Below are 18481 nucleotides of genomic sequence, written 5' to 3'. Positions count from 1 at the left end.
CAATTTTCGAAGAAGTTAACGGGTGTACCGGTAGAGCGAGTTCAGTAAATCGGTACACTAGGCTCGGCAGTGCGTTCCGAACCGGAGGTGGCATGAGCGGGGTAACGATCCATCAGGTCGCGGAGGCCGCAGGGGTCTCCGCGAGCACGGTCTCCAACGTCCTCAACGGGCGTACCGACCGTATGCAGGCAGCGACCCTGGCTCGCGTGGAGCAGACCATCGAGCAGCTCAACTACCGGCCCAACCGGGCGGCCCGCATGCTGCGCACCGGCCGCATCAAGGTCATCGGCCTGATCGTGCCGTCCGTCGCGAACCCTTTCTGGGGGGCGCTGGCCCGGGAGCTGGAGGCCATCGCGCTGGCCGAGGGCTACCACGTACTGCTCTGCAACAGTGAGCGCGATCCAGCCCGCGAGCTCAAGTACGGCGAGGAACTGCTCGCCGACGGGGTGAGCGGCGTGGTTCTCTGCTCCTCCCTTCCCTCGCTCGACCACATGACGCCGTTGCTGAGCAGAGGGCTCAAGATGGTGGCCTTCGACCGGACCGCGCAGTCGGGGGACCCGTCGTCACTGGCCAGCATCAGTGTGGACAACGCGATGGGGGCAGAGCTCGCCACCCGTCATCTGATCGAACTCGGCCACCGCAAGCTCGCCTTCGTCTCCGGTTCCGTCCACAGCGTGAACCGCCGCGAACGCCTGCGGGGTTTCAGGTCGGCGCTGGAGGCCGCCGGGCTCGATCCCGCCGAGGCCGTCGTCTGGCCCGGCGCGGACACCACGGAGTTCGGGGACAAGAACGCGGCGGAACTGGGCCGGAACGCGGCCAGGGAGCTACTCACCCGGCCGGACCCGCCCACCGGCTTCGTAGCGATCAACGACATGTGCGCGATCGGCATCTGCCGGGGGGTCAAGGACGCCGGACGCGGCGCGGGAAGGGACGTCTCGGTGGTCGGCTTCGACGACATCCTGCTCGCCGACCTCTTCGAGCCGCCGCTCACCACGGTGCGCCAACCGCTGCCTGAGATGGCCGCCGAGACCTTCCAGCAACTGCGGGCCCGGATCGACTCCGCTCCCGCGGCCGGGCGTTCCCTGCTGATCAGGCCCCGGCTGGTGGTACGCGAGTCGACGGCCCCCGCGCCGAAACCGGCACCGGCCGGCGACGCCGCCCCGGCCGTCGCAGCCACGGCTCCGGCCCTCGTCGTGACGGGTGCCGGCCCTCGTCGTGCCGCCGGCTGACGGGGCCGGCCCGCCCCGCGCGGGCGACGGCGCGGGGCGGGCGCACGCACGTCAGGGGGGGGCCGGGTCCGGCGAGCCGGGTTCCCGGACCTCCGGCATCAGTGGGGCCCGGGCCTCCGGGATCAGCGGGCGGCTGCCGTGCCCAGGCTTCTCCGGGGGCGGTTCGTGCGCTCCGTGGAACGAAGAGCCGCATCCGGAGCTCGATCTCGCCGGAAGTGGTTCATGCCCGTGTGCGAAAGTCTCGGTGCGGCCTCGAGGCCGTGAAGGCCCCCGGTGGCCGCCTGGAGGGGAAGGCGCGGGCCGCCCCCGGGAAGGCCCGCGCCCACGGTCACGACGTGGTGCGCGCCCTCAACCGCCGACGAGCGAGAAGCCGAGGACGACCCCCGCGGAGACGGTCACCCTGCCAGGGGTCAGATCACCTTCCCCGCCGCCGTGCTGACCACTGTGACCGCGATAGTTCTGCAACTGTTCGGCGTCCACATCCTTGATGTGGACGACGGGACCGAGCTGTACCCCTGCCGCCTCCGCGTACTGGGTCGCCTTCTCCCGCGCGGCGGCCACGGCCGCCGTACGCGCACGGGCTCGCAGGTCGCTCTTCGCGCGCACGTCGAACTCGACCCCCGTCACCTCGTTGGCCCCGGCGTCCACGACGTCGACGAGCACCGCCTCCAGAGTGTCCAGCTCCCGCAGTTCGATCACGAAGGAGGCCGTGCACTCGTAGCCCAGGAACGTGCGCTCGTCGCCGTAGGCCCACTGCGACGACAGGTTCAACCTCGATGTGGACACAGCGGACTCGGGTATCTGGTGTCCGCGCAGGACCTCCCGGATGCGGTTGACCCCGCTCCGGGCGGCGTCGAACGCGTCTCCCGGCCGGTTCCTGGTCTGCGATATCGCGACGCGGAGGCGCGCGAGGTCCGGAGCGGCGTCCACGCCCGCCGCTCCGAACACCGACACGCCCCACGGGCTGCTGATGGACTGGGTTCCGTTCATGCCGGTCATCCAACCAGCAGAAGCCGCTCAGTCGGAGGAAACGGTCCAGCCCGTCGCCTCGACGCGGCGGGCGTCGCCAGGCCTGTTGCCGTCGAAAAGCGTGCGCCCGGCGTCCTTCACCCGGACGTCGTCCACATAGGCTCCACGTCCGACGTACAACTGGTCGGTGACGTATCGCCAGCGGATCCGCACCTCCTTGCCCCGCCATGCGCGCAGGTCGGCCTCCAGCCGGTGCCACACGCGCCCCGACCAGCCGGAGACCGAGCCGTCGGGATGCGGGCTGGGCTCCCCGGGCCGGTCCGCCCGCGCCGGTACGGAGGTGAAGGGCACGGGCTGCCAGGTCGCACCGGAGTCCGTCGAGGCCTCCAGGCCGAGGCTGTCCGAAGCGGGCTCGGTGTCCCACCAGAGCGCGCAGCTCAGCGAAGGGTGCGAGGAGGACGGGCGCAGGGCGGGCAGCGTGAGTGTCGAGGTGGAGGCGCTCGCCATGCCGGAGAACCAGGCGGTACGTCCCCGTGCCGGGCGAACGGGCACCGCACGGGCCATCCGGTTGGCCGCCGCGACCCGTGGGGCGCTGCCCGCACGCCACGAGCGCACCGGGTGCACGGAGTTGCCCAGGATGATCAGGAAGGAGTCCGTCGTCGGGTCGAGAACCAGGCTCGTACCCGTGAAACCGGTGTGTCCCGCCGTGCGCGGGGTGGCCATCGCCCCCATGTACCAGTGCTGGTACAACTCGAATCCCAGGCCGTGCTCGTCGCCGGGGAAAGCGGTGTTGAAGTCGGTGAACAGCAGCTCGACGGACTTCTCGGACAGGATCCGGGAGGAGCCGTAGGCTCCGCCGTTGAGCAGGGTGCGGGCCAGTACGGCAAGGTCCCAGGCGCACGAGAAGACGCCGGCGTGGCCCGCGACCCCGCCCAGGCTGTACGCGTTCTCGTCGTGGACCTCTCCCCAGACCAGCCCGCGCTCCAGCCCCGACCACGGCAGCCGGGCGTCCTCGGTGGCCGCGATCTTGGGCTTCCAGGATGCCGGCGGGTTGTACCGGGTGCGGTGCATCCCGAGCGGAGCGGTGATCTCGTCACGGAGCAGGGCGTCCTGGGCGCGGCCGGTGATCTTCTCCAGGATCAGCTGCAGCGAGATCAGATTGAGGTCGGAGTAGAGATACTTCGTGCCGGGAGCCGATGCGGGAACCTCGTCCCAGATCAGGCGTAGCTTTCCCTCGCGGGTCGGTTCCTTGAAGAGCGGGATCCATGCCCGGAAGCCCGAGGTGTGCGTCAGCAGTTGACGGACCGTGATGTCCTGTTTGCCGCCGCCTGCGAAGTCGGGGAGGTAGGAGGCGGCCGTCGCCTCCAGCTCCAGCGTGCCCCGCTCGATCTGCTGCACGGCGAGGATCGAGGTGAAGAGCTTGGACACCGAAGCCAGGTCGAAGACCGTGTCCTCGGCCATCGCGATCTGCTGGTCCGGTGGGAACTCCACCCCGGTGTCGGTCGTCTCGTCGTACGCCGCGTAACGAACCGCCCGGCCGATGGGCCGGTGCAGAGCAACGGTGCCGCCCCGGCCGGCGAGCAGGACCGCACCCGCGTACCAGGGGTGCGTGGGGGAGTCGTCGAGGAACTTCTCGGCGTCGGTGACGAGCAGGTCGAGCTGGTCCGGCAGCAGCCCGGCGCGCGCGGCCGACCCGCGACGCAGCGTCGGTCCTCCCCGCCCTGATCCCATGCCCGTCCCGGTTCCCGATGCCGCACCCGGAGCTGCGCCGCCCAGCGGCCCCGTGGCCCGCTCGGCGCCCGCCGCCGCTCCCGCGGCCCCCGCGAAGGGGATCGGAGCGAGCGTGAGAGCTCCGCCCAGCGCCAGTATCCCGCCGCCCAGCCTCCGGCGGCTCATTCCCTGTCCCGACACGTCTCCGGTCATCCGGAACCCTTCCCCTCACGTCGAGCGCGTCCGCGCGAAAGTAACTTTCGAAATTCCGTACGGTCTTGAAACTTCCTGCCGAAGCAGACACTACTTTCCCAGGCGCCGCTCATGGAGGTCTCCTGCGGAACAAAGAAAATGAGTCACCGTCAGCTTGTCGCGGACGCACACGGGGCCCCGCACCCGCCACCCGCGCGCGTCCGCCACGGCACGTCCCACCGCACGCCACGGGTGCGGACCGGCCCGACACCGGTCCCCGGACCCTTGACCCCCGGCGAGCGGCCCCCCAGGATCACGCCATGACAGGTGTACGCAGCAGCACAGTGGACGGCGTCGTGGCGCGCAGCGCACGGCGCACCCCCGGGCGCACCGCCGTGCGGTACGCGGAGCGGTCCTGGACCTACGCCGCCCTGGACGAGGCGGTCAGTACGGCGGCCGCTGTACTGACCACCGCACACGGACTGCGCCCGGGTGACAGGGTGGCCTCCTACGCGCACAACTCCGACGCGTATCTGATCGCCTATCTCGCCTGCGCGCGGGCAGGGCTGATCCATGTACCGGTCAACCAGAACCTCACCGGCGAGGACCTGTCGTACATCCTTCGCCAGTCAGGCAGCGCGCTCGTCCTCACCGACCCAGGCCTCGCCCCACGCGTCCCGGCCGGGTTCGACGTACGGCCGCTGCGTGACGCGCCGGACTCCCTCCTCGGCGAACTCGGCACGCCACGGCCCTTCACCCCCGAACGCCGACCGGGTGCCGACGACCTCGTCCAACTGCTCTACACCTCCGGTACAACGGCCCGGCCCAAGGGCGCGATGATGACGCACGGAGCCCTGGTCCACGAGTACGTCAGTGCCGTCACCGCTCTCGACCTGCGGGCCACGGACCGACCGGTGCACTCGCTGCCCCTCTATCACTCCGCGCAGATGCACGTGTTCCTGCTTCCGTATCTCGCCGTGGGCGCGGAGAACACGATCCTCGACGCTCCGGACGCCGGCCGGATCCTCGACCTGGTCGAAGCCGGCCGGGCCGACAGCCTCTTCGCCCCACCCACCGTCTGGATCGGGCTCGCCAACCATCCGGAGTTCGCCACCCGTGAGCTGGGGGCCCTGCGCAAGGCGTACTACGGCGCGTCGATCATGCCCGTTCCCGTTCTGGAGCGGCTGCGTGAGCGGCTGCCGGAGCTGGCGTTCTACAACTGCTTCGGCCAGAGCGAGATCGGTCCCCTCGCCACCGTCCTCGGCCCCGACGAGCACGAAGGACGGATGGACTCCTGCGGGCGCCCCGTGTTCTTCGTGGAGGCGGCCGTCGTCGACGAGAACGGCGAGGAGGTGCCTGACGGCACGGCGGGCGAAGTGGTGTACCGCTCCCCTCAGCTGTGCCTGGGCTACTGGGACAAACCGGAGGAGACCGCGGAGGCCTTCCGTGACGGCTGGTTCCACTCCGGCGACCTCGCCGTACGCGACACCGAGGGTTACTTCACGGTCGTCGACCGTGTGAAGGACGTCATCAACTCGGGAGGCGTGCTCGTCGCTTCCCGGCAGGTGGAGGATGCCCTGTACACCCACCCCGCGGTGGCGGAGGCGGCCGTGGTGGGGCTGCCCGACGACCGCTGGATCGAGGCCGTCACCGCCGTCGTGGTGCTCTGCGGGGAGGCCTCGGAATCCGAACTCATCGAACATGCCCGTGCGGAACTCGCCCACTTCAAGGCCCCGAAGCGGGTCCTGTTCGTCGCGGAGCTCCCACGCAACGCCAGCGGCAAGATCCTCAAGAGGGAGCTGCGGGACCGCTTCTCCGAATCCGGCACCGCCACTTCCCGGCCGTCGTCGGCGCCCGCGTCACGCACGGAGCCCTGAGCCCCTCCCTCCTAGTCGCGGGCACCGGCTCGGCCGTGCTCCCGTACCGCTCGCATCCCCGGTCGTGACCTGATGTCAGGCGATCGGCGGAGAGTATCCGGAGCACGCGCCGGTCCGAGTCCGCCGATCTCGGTGGACCTGGTCACGGACGTGGGGCTTGCGGCCTCCGGCCGTCGCACGGTGTGTCGAACTCCGCGTCGCCCGTTCGCACTCGTGGGTGTGATTTCTCCTCAGTTCTCCTCCTGGATCGGGTGACCTGCGTAAACGAATGCCCGCCGGCGCCGACCCGCGCCTGGGCGGGTGATGTGCGGGGTGGTGCCTCGTGTTGCGCGGGTGACGGACTGTCGGTTGCCTCAGGAACGGAGCACAGCAGAGGTGCCGCGCAGTCCGGCCGGACCCTGCTCCCGTTGGAGGATCCACATGCGCAACACACGCATCGGTGCGGGTATCTGTCTGGCCGTAGGTTCTCTCGCCCTCGCGGCCCCCGCCGCGGAAGCGGCGGCCGAGCCCTCCGGTGACCAGACCATTCGCATCAGCCCGGAGAAGGCCTCGCCGGGCTCACAGGTGACCGTCAGCACCAGAGCCTGCGGCAAGGAGACCTACGGCAAGGGGACGTCGGAGGCAGGAGGGGCCTTCCACCTGTTCGAGGGGGACCGCAAGGGCGTACTCGTCGGCGTGTTCGACATCCCGGCGGGGACCCGCCCGGGCACCGACACCGTCACCGTGAAGTGCCCGCCGCGGATCAAGATCACGGACACGTACCGGATCGTCGACCGCGCCCCCTCGGGCGGGGTCGACGCCGGGTTCGGGTCGTCGGACGGCCAGGGCACCCAACTCGCCGCGGGCAGTGTTCTGCTCGCGGCAGCGGCCGCCGGGGGAGTGGTGCGGCTGCGCCGCCGCCCCGCCGCCGCCCGCTCCTGACCGTGCTTTCACGTCCGCGGGACCGGACGCCGCACCACCGTCCGGCCCCGCGGACGCCCGCCCCTACCGGCCGCGAGACAGAGGCGCATTGCGATGGAGACCGGGCCCACGACCAGCACGTCATCCCAGCGGTTCCCGGCGGTCAAGCACCTCGTCTGGGCCCTGGTGGCGGGTACGGCGCTGGTGATCAGCGGAACGCGTGACGACGGTCCGCCACAGCCGCCGGCCGCCGAAGCCGCCGCTCCCGCCCCCGCGCCGCCGGGCGCTTCGGCTCTGGCACGGGCCACCGCCCGCCCCGCCGGAGCGGCACCGGCTCTCGCTCACCTGGCCCAAGCCGGCCTCGTGCCGGAGGTGCCCCCCTACCTGCGCCGTCCGTTCGACGCTCCGACGCCACTGCCCCGGCCGCCCTCCCGGCCGGCCCCCCTGGCAGCGCAGCCGTCCGGTCCCGCTACGGCAAGCCCGTCGGGCCGTGCCCAAGCCGGCCCCGCCCCCTCGAGTCCGGCACCCGGCGGCAGCGCCGCCGTGCGCCGCCCCGCCGTGCGCCCGCTCCCGCCCTCGACTCCGCTCCGGCTGAGGATCCCGGCCCTCAAGGTGGACGCGCCCATGATGAAGCTCGGCCTGAACACGGCCGGGGCGCTCGAGCCTCCTCCCGACAACAACCCGGTACTCACCGGCTGGTACGCCGGCGGAACAGTGCCGGGCGCCGTGGGCACCGCTGTCACGGCCGGGCACGTGGACACCAGTCTCGGCCCCGGCGTGTTCTACAAACTGGGATCCGTGCGCAAGGGTGCCACCGTCGAGATCGTCCGCGCCGACCGGCGCACGGCCGTGTTCACGGTCTACGCCGTCGAGGTCCACGCCAAGAAGGACTTCCCGGACCAGAAGGTCTACGGCCCTTCCGACCGGCCCGAACTGCGGCTCATCACCTGCGGGGGCGACTACGACAAGAAGTCGGGCTACCCGGACAACGTCGTCGTCTACGCCGCCATGACCGCCTCGCGCTGACCACATCGGCCGGCCCGTGCCCCTGACGGCAGCTCAGCCGCACTCCCTCAGCCGGCTTCTCTCAGGTCCACGATCCGCCTGATCTTGCCGACCGACCGCTCCAGCGTCTCCGGATCGACGATCTCCACCCCGACACTCAGGCCGACCCCGTCCTTGACCGCCTGCGCGATGGACCGGCCGGCCGCCTCGCGCTCGGCGGTCGTCGCACCGGCCCGTGCCTCCGCCCGTACGGTCAGCGCGTCCATCCGCCCCTCGCGGGTCAGCCGAAGCTGGAAGTGCGGGGCCACCCCCGGGGTGCGCAGCACGATCTCCTCGATCTGGGTGGGGAAGAGATTCACCCCGCGCAGGATCACCATGTCGTCACTGCGCCCGGTGACCTTCTCCATCCGCCGGAACACCCGGGCCGTCCCGGGCAGCAGCCGCGTCAGATCGCGGGTCCGGTAGCGGATCACCGGCATGGCCTCCTTGGTGAGCGAGGTGAGGACCAGCTCGCCCTCCTCCCCGTCCGGCAGGACCTCGCCGGTGAACGGGTCGACGACCTCCGGGTAGAAATGGTCCTCCCAGATGTGCAGCCCGTCCTTCGTCTCCACGCATTCCTGGGCGACACCCGGGCCCATGACCTCCGACAGTCCGTATATGTCGACCGCGTCGATGGCGAACCGCTCCTCGATCTCCTGGCGCATCAGCTCGGTCCACGGCTCGGCGCCGAAGATGCCGACCTTCAGCGACGTGGTGCGGGGATCGACGCCCTGACGCTCGAATTCGTCCAGGAGGGTCAGCATGTACGAGGGCGTGATCATGATGATCTCGGGCCTGAAGTCCTGGATCAGCTGCACCTGGCGCGCAGTCATGCCCCCGGACGCGGGAATGACGGTGCAGCCGAGGCGCTCCGCCCCATAATGGGCTCCCAGCCCTCCGGTGAACAGCCCGTAGCCATAGGCCACATGTGCCTTGTGGCCCGGGCGCCCACCGGCCGCCCGGATGGACCGGGCGACCACGTCCGCCCAGGTGTCCAGGTCGCGCTCGGTGTACCCGACGACCGTGGGCCGGCCGGTCGTGCCGCTGGAGGCGTGGATCCTGCGCACCCGGTCCTCGGGGACCGCGAACATCCCGAACGGGTAGTTGTCTCGCAGGTCGGCCTTGACGGTGAACGGGAACCGGGAGAGATCGGCGAGCGTACGGCAGTCCTCCGGACGCAGTCCCGCCTTGTCGAAGGCCGCACGGTAGAAGCCGACGTTCTCGTACGCGTGCCGCAGCGTCGTCCGCAGCCGCTCCAGCTGCAGGGCCTCGAGCTCACCGCGGCCGAGCCGCTCGCCGGTGTCAAGCAGCTCGGTCATACGGATCACCCCTCGCCGACGGGCGACCGACCATTCGGTCGCCTCCTGGAAGCAGTAATTCAGGAGGCAGGGGGTTCTGGCAAGGGGTGGAGGCTCCCCTGTGGACAACTCCCGCTCAGAGGCCCGGCTCGGTGAGCCCGGGGGGATGGCCCGGCTCGGTGAGCCGGGGTGATGGCCCGGCCGTCGTCCGAGCGCCCGGCGGAAGCGGCGGCCGGAATCCTCGATCGGTACGTCGTTGATCGACGCGTGCCGTACCCGCATGAGCCCGTCGTCGTCGAAATCCCGGTTCTCGTTGCCGCACGAGTTCTACGCCCCCGGCATCCAGCCGGTCGGTATGGACGAGATCCGCGCCGCGTCCGGAGTCTCCCTCAAGCGGCTGTACGCGCTCTTCCCTTCCAAGTCCGCATTGGTCCGCGCCTGCCTCGAAGCCCGCGACACCTGGTGGCGCACACGACTGGCCGCCCACGTCGCCGACTGCCCGGGACCGCCGCGGGACCGGGTCCTCGCCGTGTTCGAAGGCTGTCCACATGGTTCTCCGAGCCCGGTTTCCGCGGCTGTGCCTTCGTCAACAGGCTCGGTGGACCAGAGGGCGACGGACGCCTCCGTCGCCGTGTCGCGCGCCTTCACAAGGACGCCTTCCGCGCCTATGCCACCAGCCTGGTCGTGGCCGCGGGCAAACCGGAGGGATCGGCCCTCGCGTACGTCATGCTCGCCGAGGGCGCCATCGTCACCGCGGCCATGTCAGGCACACCCGAGCCCGCACGTCAGGCCCGGCGAGCAGCCGCCCGGCTCCCGACCGGCACACCCGTCACCTGATCCGCTGAGGGCGTACGCGATCGCAATGCGCCGCCGGCCCTGTTTACATGGCAGCCATGCCGATCTTCAGCACGTACGACGGAACCGAACTCGCCTACCATCTGGTCGGCGAGGGTGAACCGCTGATCTGCCTGCCCGGTGGCCCCATGCGGGCCGCCCGCTACTTCGGCGACCTCGGCGGTCTGTCCAGGGTGCGACAGCTGGTTCTGCTCGATCTCCGGGGCACCGGTGACTCCGACGTCCCGCACGACCCGTCGACCTACCGGATCGACCGGCTCGTCGAGGACGTCGAGGCACTCCGCGAGCACCTCGGCCTCGAACGCGCCGACGTGCTGGGTCACTCCGCGGCCGGGGAACTCGCGGCGCTGTACGCGGCGAGGTATCCACGGCGACTGCGTTCCCTCACCCTCGTCACACCCGGCACGGGCACCCTGGGCATGCCCGCCACCGACCAGGACCGGTGCGAAGCCGCCGAGCTGCGTGCCCACGAACCCTGGTACGCCGAGGCACGGGCCGCCCTGGACGAGATCCGGGCCGGGCGGGCCACGCCCGAGGCGTGGGCCGGCGTCCGGCCGTTCGCCTACGGGCGCTGGGACGCGGCGGCCCAGGCGCATGCCGCGGATTCCCCCGCGCAGCGCAACGCTTCGGCAGGGTCGTTCTACTACCCCGAGGACGGCCTCGACACCGAGGCCATCGTCGCCGCACTGCGGGAGCTGCCGGTGCCCGTGCTCGTCCTCGCGGGGGAGTACGACGGCGGCCCCAGCCCCGACCGCGCTGCCGAACTGGCCGCGGTCTTCCCGCACGCGGAGTTCGTCGTCCAGCGGGGCGCCGGCCACTTTCCGTGGATGGACGACCCCGGTTCCTTCACCCGCACCGTCACCGCCTTCCTCGACCCCGACGTCAGCAGTGTGCAGGCGGGCGGGATCCGGCTCGCGTACCGCACCTGGGGGGAACCCTCGGCACCACCCGTCGTCCTCGCACACGGGCGGGGCGGGAGCAGCCTGGACTGGACGGGGATCGCCGAGGAACTCGCGGTCCGTCACCGCGTGTACGCCGTCGACTTCCGAGGTCACGGCCTCAGCGACTGGCCGGGCCGCTACTCCTTCGAACTCTTCCGTGACGACCTGCACGCTTTCCTGGAGGCCCGCAACCTGCCCGGGGCCACCGTGATCGGGCACTCCATGGGCGGAGCCGCAGCGCTGCTGCTCGCCGGGAGACACCCGGCACTGATCGGGACACTGGTCATCGAGGACGCACCGGCCCTGCTCCCGCTCGACCCGCCCCGCCCGCCGGCCGAGCGGCCGCCGGGAGAGTGCGACTACGACTGGCAGGTGGTCCCGTCCACCGACGCCCAGCTGAACGCCCCGGACCCCGCCGGGCGGGACGGCCTGGGCGAGATCACCGCTCCGACACTCGTCGTCGGAGGGTCGCGAAGCCACGTCGACCAGGAGCAACTGGCTTGGACGGCACGGCAGATAGCTGGTGGGCGGTTCGTCTCCGTCGACGCCGGCCACCTCGTGCACGCCGACAACCCGCAGGCGCTCCTCGCCGCCCTCAGGGCGTTCGGCGTCGGCTGACGGGCCCGTGGGGCCCGCCGGCCGCGCCGCCTCAGCCGCGGTGGAGCAGAGTCATCATGACCTCGTACAGCGTCGCCTCCGGGTCCGCCGCGGCGGTCTCGGAGCGCCAGGCCACGAATCCGTCGGGACGTACCAGAACGGCGCCCTCGGCGGACGTTCCGTGGGAGGCCGCCCAGTCGGCCCCGTCCTCGGTCTTCAGGTCCGCCTCCGGGAAGGAGCCGACACCGAAGGCCTCCAGGGGGACCGACAATCGCTTCGCCACCTGCTGAGCCGCCGCCCGCCAGTCCGGATACCTGGCATCGCACAGCAGGACGAACGACTTCTCGTAGAGATCCAGGGTCGACACGCGACCGCCGTCCCGGCCGAGCCACATGTGCGGTGCCCGCGTGCCGGGCTCACCCGTCAGACCCATGCCCTCAGGCACCACCGGGAGGGCCGGGTCGACGCCCAGGACGGCACCCCGTGCGTAGCGGTAACCGAGTGCGACCGTCAGCATGCCGCCCTTGCGGCCGCCGCCGGGCCCGGGCGAACCGGCGTAGCCCGGATGGCTGTGCTCCCCGGAACGGGCCGACGCACGCGCGCTCGTCGCCCTGGCCACCGGCAGCCGCTCCGCCTCGTACGTCCCGAGAAGCCCCGGCCCCGCTGCCTCGTCGAGCACGGCGGCCAGCTTCCACGCCAGGTTGTGCGCGTCCTGGATGCCGGTGTTGGAGCCGAAGGCCCCGGTGGGGGACATCTCGTGCGCCGAGTCACCGGCGAGGAAGACCCGTCCGGAACCGTACCGTTCGGCGACCCGCTCGGCGGCGTGCCACGGTGCCTTGCCCGTGATCTCGACGTCCAGGTCCGGCGCCCCGACCGCCCTGCGGATGTGCTCCGCGCACCGCTCGTCGGTGAAGTCCTCCAGGGTCTCCCCCCGGTCGGGCTGCCACGGTGCGTGGAACACCCACTGCTCCTCGTTGTCCACGGGCAGCAGGGCCCCGTCCGCCTCCGGGTTCGTCAGGTAGCAGACGATGAAGCGCCGGTCACCCACCACGGAGGCGAGCCGCCGTGAGCGGAACGTGATGCTCACGTTGTGGAACAGGTCGCCCGGACCGGTCCGGCCGATGCCCAACTGCTCCCGGACCGGGCTGCGGGGCCCGTCGGCCGCGACGAGGTAGTCGGCGCGCACCGTGGTGTGCTCCCCGGTCGCCCGGTCCTTCACCACGGCGGTGACCCCCTCCGCGTCCTGCTCGAACGTGAGCAGCTCGGTGGAGAAGCGCAGCTCGCTGCCCTGCGCCCGCGCATGGGAGACGAGCACCGGTTCCAGGTCGTTCTGGCTGCACAGGCACCAGCCGCTGGGGCTGAACCTGGCGAGCCCGCCGCCCGGGTCGATCTCCTTGAACAGCCACTCCTGGTCGTCGCCGGTGAGCGACCCGGCCTGGAGGATGCCGTGATTGTCCGCCAGCACCGATGCGGCATCCCGGATCAGCTGCTCCGCGCCCGCGGTCCGGAACACCTCCATCGTGCGGACGTTGTTCCCGCGCCCTCGCGGGTGGGTCGAGGTGCTGCTGTGCTTCTCCACGAGCAGGTGACGGACCCCGAGCCGGCTCAGGAAGAGGGAGGCGGACAGGCCCACCAGGGAGCCGCCCACGATGAGGACCGGTACGCGGAGGTCGACGTTCTCGTTCATCAGTTGCTCCAGCTCGGACGCGTGACGGATGCAGTGTCCATGCCCTCGCGGGAGGGCTTCGGCCGGGCTTGTGCCGACGCCTCACCTGAACGGTTCATAAATCTCGCGCCGCCCGTACCGGCGTTCCACGATCAGTCGCGGGAGCGATGCTCGCGACGAGGAGGCGGACGTCACGTACCGGCGGGCAGGGGCCTGCGCCGCTTCCACGGAAACCGATGGATGACGAGGGGTCACAGGATGTGGCCACCGCACAGTCTCGAAGGAGAGCGCAAGATGGCAAACGTCTCGGAACGGATATCTCAGTCCGCCTTCGACGGTTCGAGGCTCCGGGTCATATTGATGATGGACCTGTACGACGGCGCCCAGAACGAGTTCCTCGAGGCGTACGAGCACATGCGCAACCAGGTGGCCGCGATCCCCGGGCACATCAGTGACCAGCTGTGCCAGTCCATCGAGAACCCCTCGCAGTGGCTCATCACCAGCGAGTGGGAGAGCGCGCCGCCGTTCCTCGCCTGGGTGAACAGCGAGGAGCACGTGGCGACGGTGCAGCCGCTGCACAGCTGCGTACGCGACACCCGTTCCCTGCGCTTCAGCGTCCTGCGGGAGACCGGCGTCGCCTTCGAGGGCACCTCGGGCAAGGCCAAGGGCGGTCTCCAGTCCGGCCCGCGCCTCGGCGACGGCGTCGTACGTCACGCACTCACCTTCACGGTGAAGCCCGGAACGGAGGAGAGGGTCGCGAAGATCCTCGCCGACTACGACTCACCGCAGGCCCGCGTCGACGAGAACACCAGGCTGCGCCGCACCTCGCTCTTCATGCACGGAAACCGTGTCGTGCGAGCGGTCGAGGTGGAGGGCGACCTCATGGCAGCACTGCGCCACGTCTCCCGCCAGCCGGAGGTCAGGGCCGTCGAGGAGGCCATCAACCCCTACCTGGAGCAGGACCGCGACCTCGACGATCCCGACTCCGCCCGGATGTTCTTCACCCGGGCCGCGCTCCCGACCGTCCACCACGTGAAGGCAGGACGCCACGCCCCCGAGGACGTCCGGCGGCACTCGCTGTTCTACCAGGCCAAGGAAGGCTGCGGCATGGCACTGGCCCGGCTGCTCGCCGGCCAGGACGAGGAAGCGGCGAACGACGCGTCGAGCCCCATCGAGAGCAGCACCATCTTCCAGCGCGACGACATCGTGGTGCGGCTCCTCGAGGTCAACGGCCCGCTCGGCGCACACCCCACGCAGGCACTCGGCATCGGCGGCCACCGCAAGGCGGCCATGCTCGGCCGGCTGCTGGACGGCGGCGCGAACGGCATGCCGACGACCGACCAGGAGGCCGCGCGCTTCCTCGCGCAGGCCGAGATGAACCTGATCACCGACCGTCGGGCCACCCAGTCCTGACGCGCCACCGGCAACCGGGCCCACCCCGCACTGCCGACACACCGCACGAAGTGCCTGGAGGAGACCAGCCATGACCACCCACCGGCCTCGCATCGTGGACCTCAGCGAGACTCAGCCCAACCGCAGGCGCGGAGGCGACCTGCGCGCCCTGCTCACACCCACGGCGGTGGGTGCCACCAGCGGCTTCATGGGGCTGGCCATCGTCGACCCCGGTGACCGAATCGGCGAGCACTACCACCCGTACTCCGAAGAGTTCGTGTACGTCGTGGACGGGCTCCTCGAAGTGGACCTGGACGGCGAGACGCACGCCATGCGGCCCGACCAGGGCCTGCTGATCCCGCCGCACGTCCGCCACCGCTTCCGCAACGTCGGAGACGTGGAAGCGCGCATGGTCTTCCACCTCGGCCCGCTCGCCCCGCGCCCGGAACTGGGCCACGTGGACACCGAGGTCACGGAGACAGCGGACCCCGGTGACGGCTACGCCCCGCCAGAACGAACAGGGGCGGCCTCATGACCCGGCGGCGCGTGGCCGTCACCGGGGTGGGCGTCGTCGCACCCGGCGGCATCGGAGCCCCCGCGTTCTGGGACCTGCTCGCCAACGGCCGTACGGCGACACGCGGCATCACACTGTTCGACCCGGCGGAGTTCCGCTCGCGCATCGCCGCCGAGTGCGACTTCGACCCCGTCGCCCACGGCCTGGACGCCGAGCAGATCGCCCGCTCGGACCGGTACATCCAGTTCGCCCTCGTGGCGGCCAGGGAGGCACTGGGCGACGCCGGACTCGACCTGGAGAAGGAGGACCCCTGGCGCATCGGGGTGTCCCTCGGAACCGCAGTCGGCGGTACCACCCGCCTGGAACACGACTACGTCGCCGTCAGCGGCAGCGGCGCGCGCTGGGACGTCGACCCCCGGCCGGCGGGAGCCCACCTCGAGCGGGCCTTCGCTCCCAGTACCCTCGCCTCCGCGGTCGCGGAGGAGGTCGGCGCCCACGGGCCCGTACAGACGGTCTCGACGGGCTGCACCTCCGGCCTCGACGCGATCGGGTACGCCTTCCACTCCGTCGAGGAGGGCCGGGTCGACATCTGTGTCGCCGGAGCGTCCGACACGCCGATCACCCCCATCACGGTGGCCTGCTTCGACGCGATCAAGGCGACCTCGGCGAACAACGACGACCCGGAACACGCCTCCAGGCCGTTCGACGCCCGCAGGGACGGTTTCGTCATGGGCGAGGGCGGCGCCGTCCTCATCCTCGAGGACCTGGAGCACGCCCGCGCCCGCGGCGCGACCGTCTACTGCGAGATATCGGGCTACGCCACCTTCGGCAACGCCTACCACATGACCGGGCTGACCACCGAGGGACTGGAGATGGCCGAGGCCATCAACACCGCCCTCGCGCACGCCCGGCTCGACGGATCGCAGGTCGACTACGTCAACGCGCACGGTTCCGGCACCAAGCAGAACGACAGGCACGAGACGGCGGCCGTGAAACGGGCCCTGGGCGCGCACGCCTACAAGGTGCCCATGAGCTCGATCAAGTCGATGGTCGGCCACTCCCTCGGCGCCATCGGAGCGATCGAGATCGCCGCGTGCGTCCTGGCCCTCAAGCACCAGACGGTGCCGCCCACGGCCAACTACGAGACCGCCGACCCCGAGTGCGACCTCGACTACGTACCCCGCACCGCGCGGCCCCTCAAGCTGCGCAGCGTGCTCTCGGTCGGCAGCGGCTTCGGTGGGTTCCAGTCCGCCGTCGCCATGACCCGATCAGGCGGGAGAACTCCATGAACACCCCGGCACACCGCCGCTCCGTCATCACGGGGATCGGCGTCGTAGCCCCCAACGGGACCGGCGCCGGTGCTTTCTGGAAGCAGACCCAGGAAGGCGTCAGCGTCCTCGACCTGGTGTCCCGCGAGGGCTGCGAGAACCTCCCGCTGAAGGTCGCGGGCGAGGTCAGGGACTTCGACCCGGTGGCGTTCATCGAGGAGCGCTACCTCGTCCAGACCGACCGCTTCACGCACTACGCGATGGCGGCGGCCGACCTCGCCCTCGACGACGCCCGGCTCGGGCGAGCCGACTACGAGGACGCGCCGTTCAAGGTGGGCGTGGTCACCGCCGCCGGATCCGGCGGCGGTGAGTTCGGCCAGCGAGAACTGCAGCGGCTCTGGGGGCAGGGCTCCCGCTTCGTCGGCCCCTACCAGTCCATCGCCTGGTTCTACGCTGCCAGCACCGGCCAGATCTCGATCCGGGGCGGCTTCAAGGGGCCGTGCGCCGTCGTCGCCAGCGACGAGGCCGGCGGGCTGGACGCGCTCATGCACGCGGCGCGCTCCATCCGCGGAGGCACCGACGCCGTCGTCGTCGGTGCGGCCGAAGCGCCGCTCGCTCCGTACTCCGTCGTCTGCCAGCTCGGCTACGACGACCTCAGCCTGAGTGACGAACCCACCCGCGCATACCGGCCGTTCACCGCCGACGCCTGCGGATTCGTACCGGCCGAGGGCGGCGCCATGCTGGTGGTGGAGGCGGACACGGCGGCCCGCGACCGAGGCGCGAGGATCCGGGCCGAACTGGCCGGGCACGCCGCCACCTTCACCGGCGCCGCACGGTGGGAGGAATCCCGTGCGGGGCTGGCCAGGGCGATCGAAGGCGCACTGCGCGAAGCCGGCTGCGCACCCGAGGAGATCGACGTGGTCTTCGCGGACGCACTCGGTGTGCCCTCGGCGGACCGTGCCGAGGCCCTGGCGATCGCCGACGCCCTCGGCGCGCACGGGCGGCGCGTACCCGTCACGGCACCCAAGACCGGTATCGGCCGCGCCTACTGCGGAGCGCCCGTGCTGGACACGTCCGCGGCCGTACTCGCCATGGAACACGGTCTGATCCCCCCGACGCCCAACGTCTTCGACGTGTGCCACGACCTCGACGTGGTCACCGGACGCGCGCGTGCCGCAGAACTGCGCACGGCGCTCGTGCTGAGCCGCGGGCTGATGGGCTCGAACTCGGCCCTGGTGCTGCGGCAGCCCACCGACACCTCGCTGTGAGAAGGAGTAGTCCCTCATGACCGCTCAGCTGACGTACGAAGAACTGGCCGCGCTGATGAAGAACGGCGCCGGTCTCACGGTCGACCCGTCGGAGATGTCGAGCCGTCCCGGCTCGGCCTTCGACGAGTACGGCCTGGACTCGCTCGGTCTGCTCGGCATCGTGGCCGCGCTCGAGAACCGGTACGGTCACCCGCTGCCCGTCGACGCCGACCGGTGCAAGACGCCCGGCGAGTTCCTCGACCTCGTGAACAACACCCTCGTGACAGGAGCCTGACGTGTCCGGACACACAGAGAACGAGATCACCATCGCCGCGCCCCTGGACCTCGTCTGGGACATGACGAACGACCTCGAGAACTGGCCGCAGCTGTTCAGCGAGTACGCGGCCGTCGAGGTCATGAAGCGGGAGGGCCAGAAGACGACCTTCCGACTCACCATGCACCCCGACGACAACGGCAAGGTGTGGAGCTGGGTCTCGGAACGCACCACGGACCGCCAGGGCCGCAACGTGCGCGCCAGGCGCGTCGAGCCCGGCCCGTTCCAGCACATGGACATCCGGTGGGAGTACTCGGAGGTCCCGGGCGGCACGCGGATGCACTGGCGCCAGGACTTCGCGATGCGCCCCGACGCACCGGTCGACGACGCGTGGATGACCGACAACATCAACCGCAACTCACGCGTCCAGCTGGAGCTCATCCGCGACAAGATCGAGCAGCGCGACCGGGAACGCCGTTCCGCCTCGGTCCCCGCCAACTGATGCCCC

General features: G+C 71.0%; 15 protein-coding genes and 1 pseudogene. 12 read left to right on the top strand and 4 right to left on the bottom strand.

Annotation, left to right across the window (positions count from 1 at the left end; all coding sequences use genetic code 11):
- Positions 1–92 precede the first annotated feature (92 nt).
- Positions 93–1229 carry a LacI family DNA-binding transcriptional regulator gene (locus JOC24_RS14250; RefSeq protein ID WP_239580446.1) on the top strand — a complete coding sequence of 379 codons (1137 nt, stop codon included), beginning with the start codon at positions 93–95 and terminating at the stop codon, positions 1227–1229.
- A 348-nt stretch (positions 1230–1577) separates the two neighbouring features.
- Here the strand turns inward: JOC24_RS14250 and JOC24_RS14245 are convergent, their stop codons facing one another.
- Together JOC24_RS14245 and JOC24_RS14240 are read right to left on the bottom strand one after the other, a co-directional pair.
- The gene (locus tag JOC24_RS14245; protein WP_239580445.1) at positions 1578–2219 is read right to left on the bottom strand and encodes an SIMPL domain-containing protein; all 642 of its coding nucleotides are present in this window, start codon (positions 2217–2219) and stop codon (positions 1578–1580) included.
- A 27-nt stretch (positions 2220–2246) separates the two neighbouring features.
- Entirely contained in the window at positions 2247–4121 is a 1875-nt protein-coding gene (locus tag JOC24_RS14240; protein ID WP_205020611.1) for a serine hydrolase domain-containing protein, read from the bottom strand.
- Between the two features lie 299 nt (positions 4122–4420).
- Here JOC24_RS14240 and JOC24_RS14235 point away from each other — a divergent pair, with 299 nt between their 5' ends.
- The 3 genes from JOC24_RS14235 (at position 4421) to JOC24_RS14225 (ending at position 7903) form a co-directional block, all read left to right on the top strand.
- A complete protein-coding gene (locus JOC24_RS14235; protein WP_205020610.1) occupies positions 4421–5977 on the top strand; it encodes an acyl-CoA synthetase in 1557 nt (518 codons plus the stop codon).
- 420 nt (positions 5978–6397) lie between these two features.
- The gene (locus tag JOC24_RS14230; protein ID WP_205020609.1) at positions 6398–6898 is read left to right on the top strand and encodes a sortase; all 501 of its coding nucleotides are present in this window, start codon (positions 6398–6400) and stop codon (positions 6896–6898) included.
- 93 nt (positions 6899–6991) lie between these two features.
- Positions 6992–7903 (top strand): class F sortase, encoded by a 912-nt coding sequence (locus JOC24_RS14225; RefSeq protein WP_205020608.1) that lies wholly within the window; start codon positions 6992–6994, stop codon positions 7901–7903.
- A gap of 47 nt (positions 7904–7950) precedes the next feature.
- Here JOC24_RS14225 and paaK read toward each other — a convergent pair whose 3' ends face one another.
- Entirely contained in the window at positions 7951–9240 is a 1290-nt protein-coding gene (gene paaK, locus JOC24_RS14220) for a phenylacetate--CoA ligase PaaK (RefSeq protein ID WP_205020607.1), read from the bottom strand.
- Positions 9241–9499: 259 nt separating this feature from the next.
- On the opposite strand from paaK, the pseudogene JOC24_RS14210 reads away from it, so the two are divergent.
- Together JOC24_RS14210 and JOC24_RS14205 are read left to right on the top strand one after the other, a co-directional pair.
- A pseudogene (locus JOC24_RS14210) lies at positions 9500–10056 on the top strand (TetR/AcrR family transcriptional regulator).
- A 56-nt stretch (positions 10057–10112) separates the two neighbouring features.
- Positions 10113–11633, top strand: coding sequence for an alpha/beta fold hydrolase (locus JOC24_RS14205; RefSeq protein ID WP_205020606.1), 1521 nt, complete (start codon positions 10113–10115; stop codon positions 11631–11633).
- 31 nt (positions 11634–11664) lie between these two features.
- On the opposite strand, the gene JOC24_RS14200 is transcribed toward JOC24_RS14205, so the two are convergent.
- Complete coding sequence (locus tag JOC24_RS14200) at positions 11665–13299, bottom strand: FAD-dependent oxidoreductase (protein ID WP_205020605.1); 1635 nt, start codon at positions 13297–13299, stop codon at positions 11665–11667.
- 273 nt (positions 13300–13572) lie between these two features.
- Here JOC24_RS14200 and JOC24_RS14195 point away from each other — a divergent pair, with 273 nt between their 5' ends.
- From JOC24_RS14195 to JOC24_RS14170, 6 genes are all read left to right on the top strand, one after another.
- Complete coding sequence (locus JOC24_RS14195; protein WP_205020604.1) at positions 13573–14691, top strand: TcmI family type II polyketide cyclase; 1119 nt, start codon at positions 13573–13575, stop codon at positions 14689–14691.
- A 70-nt stretch (positions 14692–14761) separates the two neighbouring features.
- Entirely contained in the window at positions 14762–15205 is a 444-nt protein-coding gene (locus JOC24_RS14190) for a cupin domain-containing protein (protein ID WP_205020603.1), read from the top strand.
- Positions 15202–16473, top strand: a complete 1272-nt coding sequence (locus JOC24_RS14185; protein ID WP_205020602.1) for a beta-ketoacyl-[acyl-carrier-protein] synthase family protein — start codon at positions 15202–15204, stop codon at positions 16471–16473. Before JOC24_RS14190 ends, JOC24_RS14185 begins: the two co-directional genes overlap by 4 nt.
- Positions 16470–17720, top strand: a complete 1251-nt coding sequence (locus JOC24_RS14180; protein WP_205020601.1) for a ketosynthase chain-length factor — start codon at positions 16470–16472, stop codon at positions 17718–17720. Before JOC24_RS14185 ends, JOC24_RS14180 begins: the two co-directional genes overlap by 4 nt.
- Before the next feature lie 16 nt (positions 17721–17736).
- A complete protein-coding gene (locus JOC24_RS14175; protein ID WP_205020600.1) occupies positions 17737–17994 on the top strand; it encodes an acyl carrier protein in 258 nt (85 codons plus the stop codon).
- A gap of 1 nt (position 17995) precedes the next feature.
- The gene (locus JOC24_RS14170) at positions 17996–18475 is read left to right on the top strand and encodes an SRPBCC family protein (protein ID WP_014158010.1); all 480 of its coding nucleotides are present in this window, start codon (positions 17996–17998) and stop codon (positions 18473–18475) included.
- Positions 18476–18481 lie beyond the last annotated feature (6 nt).

Source organism: Streptomyces sp. HB132 (assembly GCF_016909575.1).
Classification (GTDB): Bacteria; Actinomycetota; Actinomycetes; order Streptomycetales; family Streptomycetaceae; genus Streptomyces.
The sequence above is the reverse complement of the archived record's forward strand: the minus strand, read 5'-3'. Positions and strand labels throughout refer to the sequence as shown.

Coding starts and splice junctions, on each gene's coding strand:
- JOC24_RS14250 (WP_239580446.1), top strand. CDS start 93: ATGAGCGGGGTAACGATCCATCAGGTCGCGGAGGCCGCAGGGGTCTCC.
- JOC24_RS14245 (WP_239580445.1), bottom strand. CDS start 2,219: ATGAACGGAACCCAGTCCATCAGCAGCCCGTGGGGCGTGTCGGTGTTC.
- JOC24_RS14240 (WP_205020611.1), bottom strand. CDS start 4,121: ATGACCGGAGACGTGTCGGGACAGGGAATGAGCCGCCGGAGGCTGGGC.
- JOC24_RS14235 (WP_205020610.1), top strand. CDS start 4,421: ATGACAGGTGTACGCAGCAGCACAGTGGACGGCGTCGTGGCGCGCAGC.
- JOC24_RS14230 (WP_205020609.1), top strand. CDS start 6,398: ATGCGCAACACACGCATCGGTGCGGGTATCTGTCTGGCCGTAGGTTCT.
- JOC24_RS14225 (WP_205020608.1), top strand. CDS start 6,992: ATGGAGACCGGGCCCACGACCAGCACGTCATCCCAGCGGTTCCCGGCG.
- paaK (WP_205020607.1), bottom strand. CDS start 9,240: ATGACCGAGCTGCTTGACACCGGCGAGCGGCTCGGCCGCGGTGAGCTC.
- JOC24_RS14205 (WP_205020606.1), top strand. CDS start 10,113: ATGCCGATCTTCAGCACGTACGACGGAACCGAACTCGCCTACCATCTG.
- JOC24_RS14200 (WP_205020605.1), bottom strand. CDS start 13,299: ATGAACGAGAACGTCGACCTCCGCGTACCGGTCCTCATCGTGGGCGGC.
- JOC24_RS14195 (WP_205020604.1), top strand. CDS start 13,573: ATGGCAAACGTCTCGGAACGGATATCTCAGTCCGCCTTCGACGGTTCG.
- JOC24_RS14190 (WP_205020603.1), top strand. CDS start 14,762: ATGACCACCCACCGGCCTCGCATCGTGGACCTCAGCGAGACTCAGCCC.
- JOC24_RS14185 (WP_205020602.1), top strand. CDS start 15,202: ATGACCCGGCGGCGCGTGGCCGTCACCGGGGTGGGCGTCGTCGCACCC.
- JOC24_RS14180 (WP_205020601.1), top strand. CDS start 16,470: ATGAACACCCCGGCACACCGCCGCTCCGTCATCACGGGGATCGGCGTC.
- JOC24_RS14175 (WP_205020600.1), top strand. CDS start 17,737: ATGACCGCTCAGCTGACGTACGAAGAACTGGCCGCGCTGATGAAGAAC.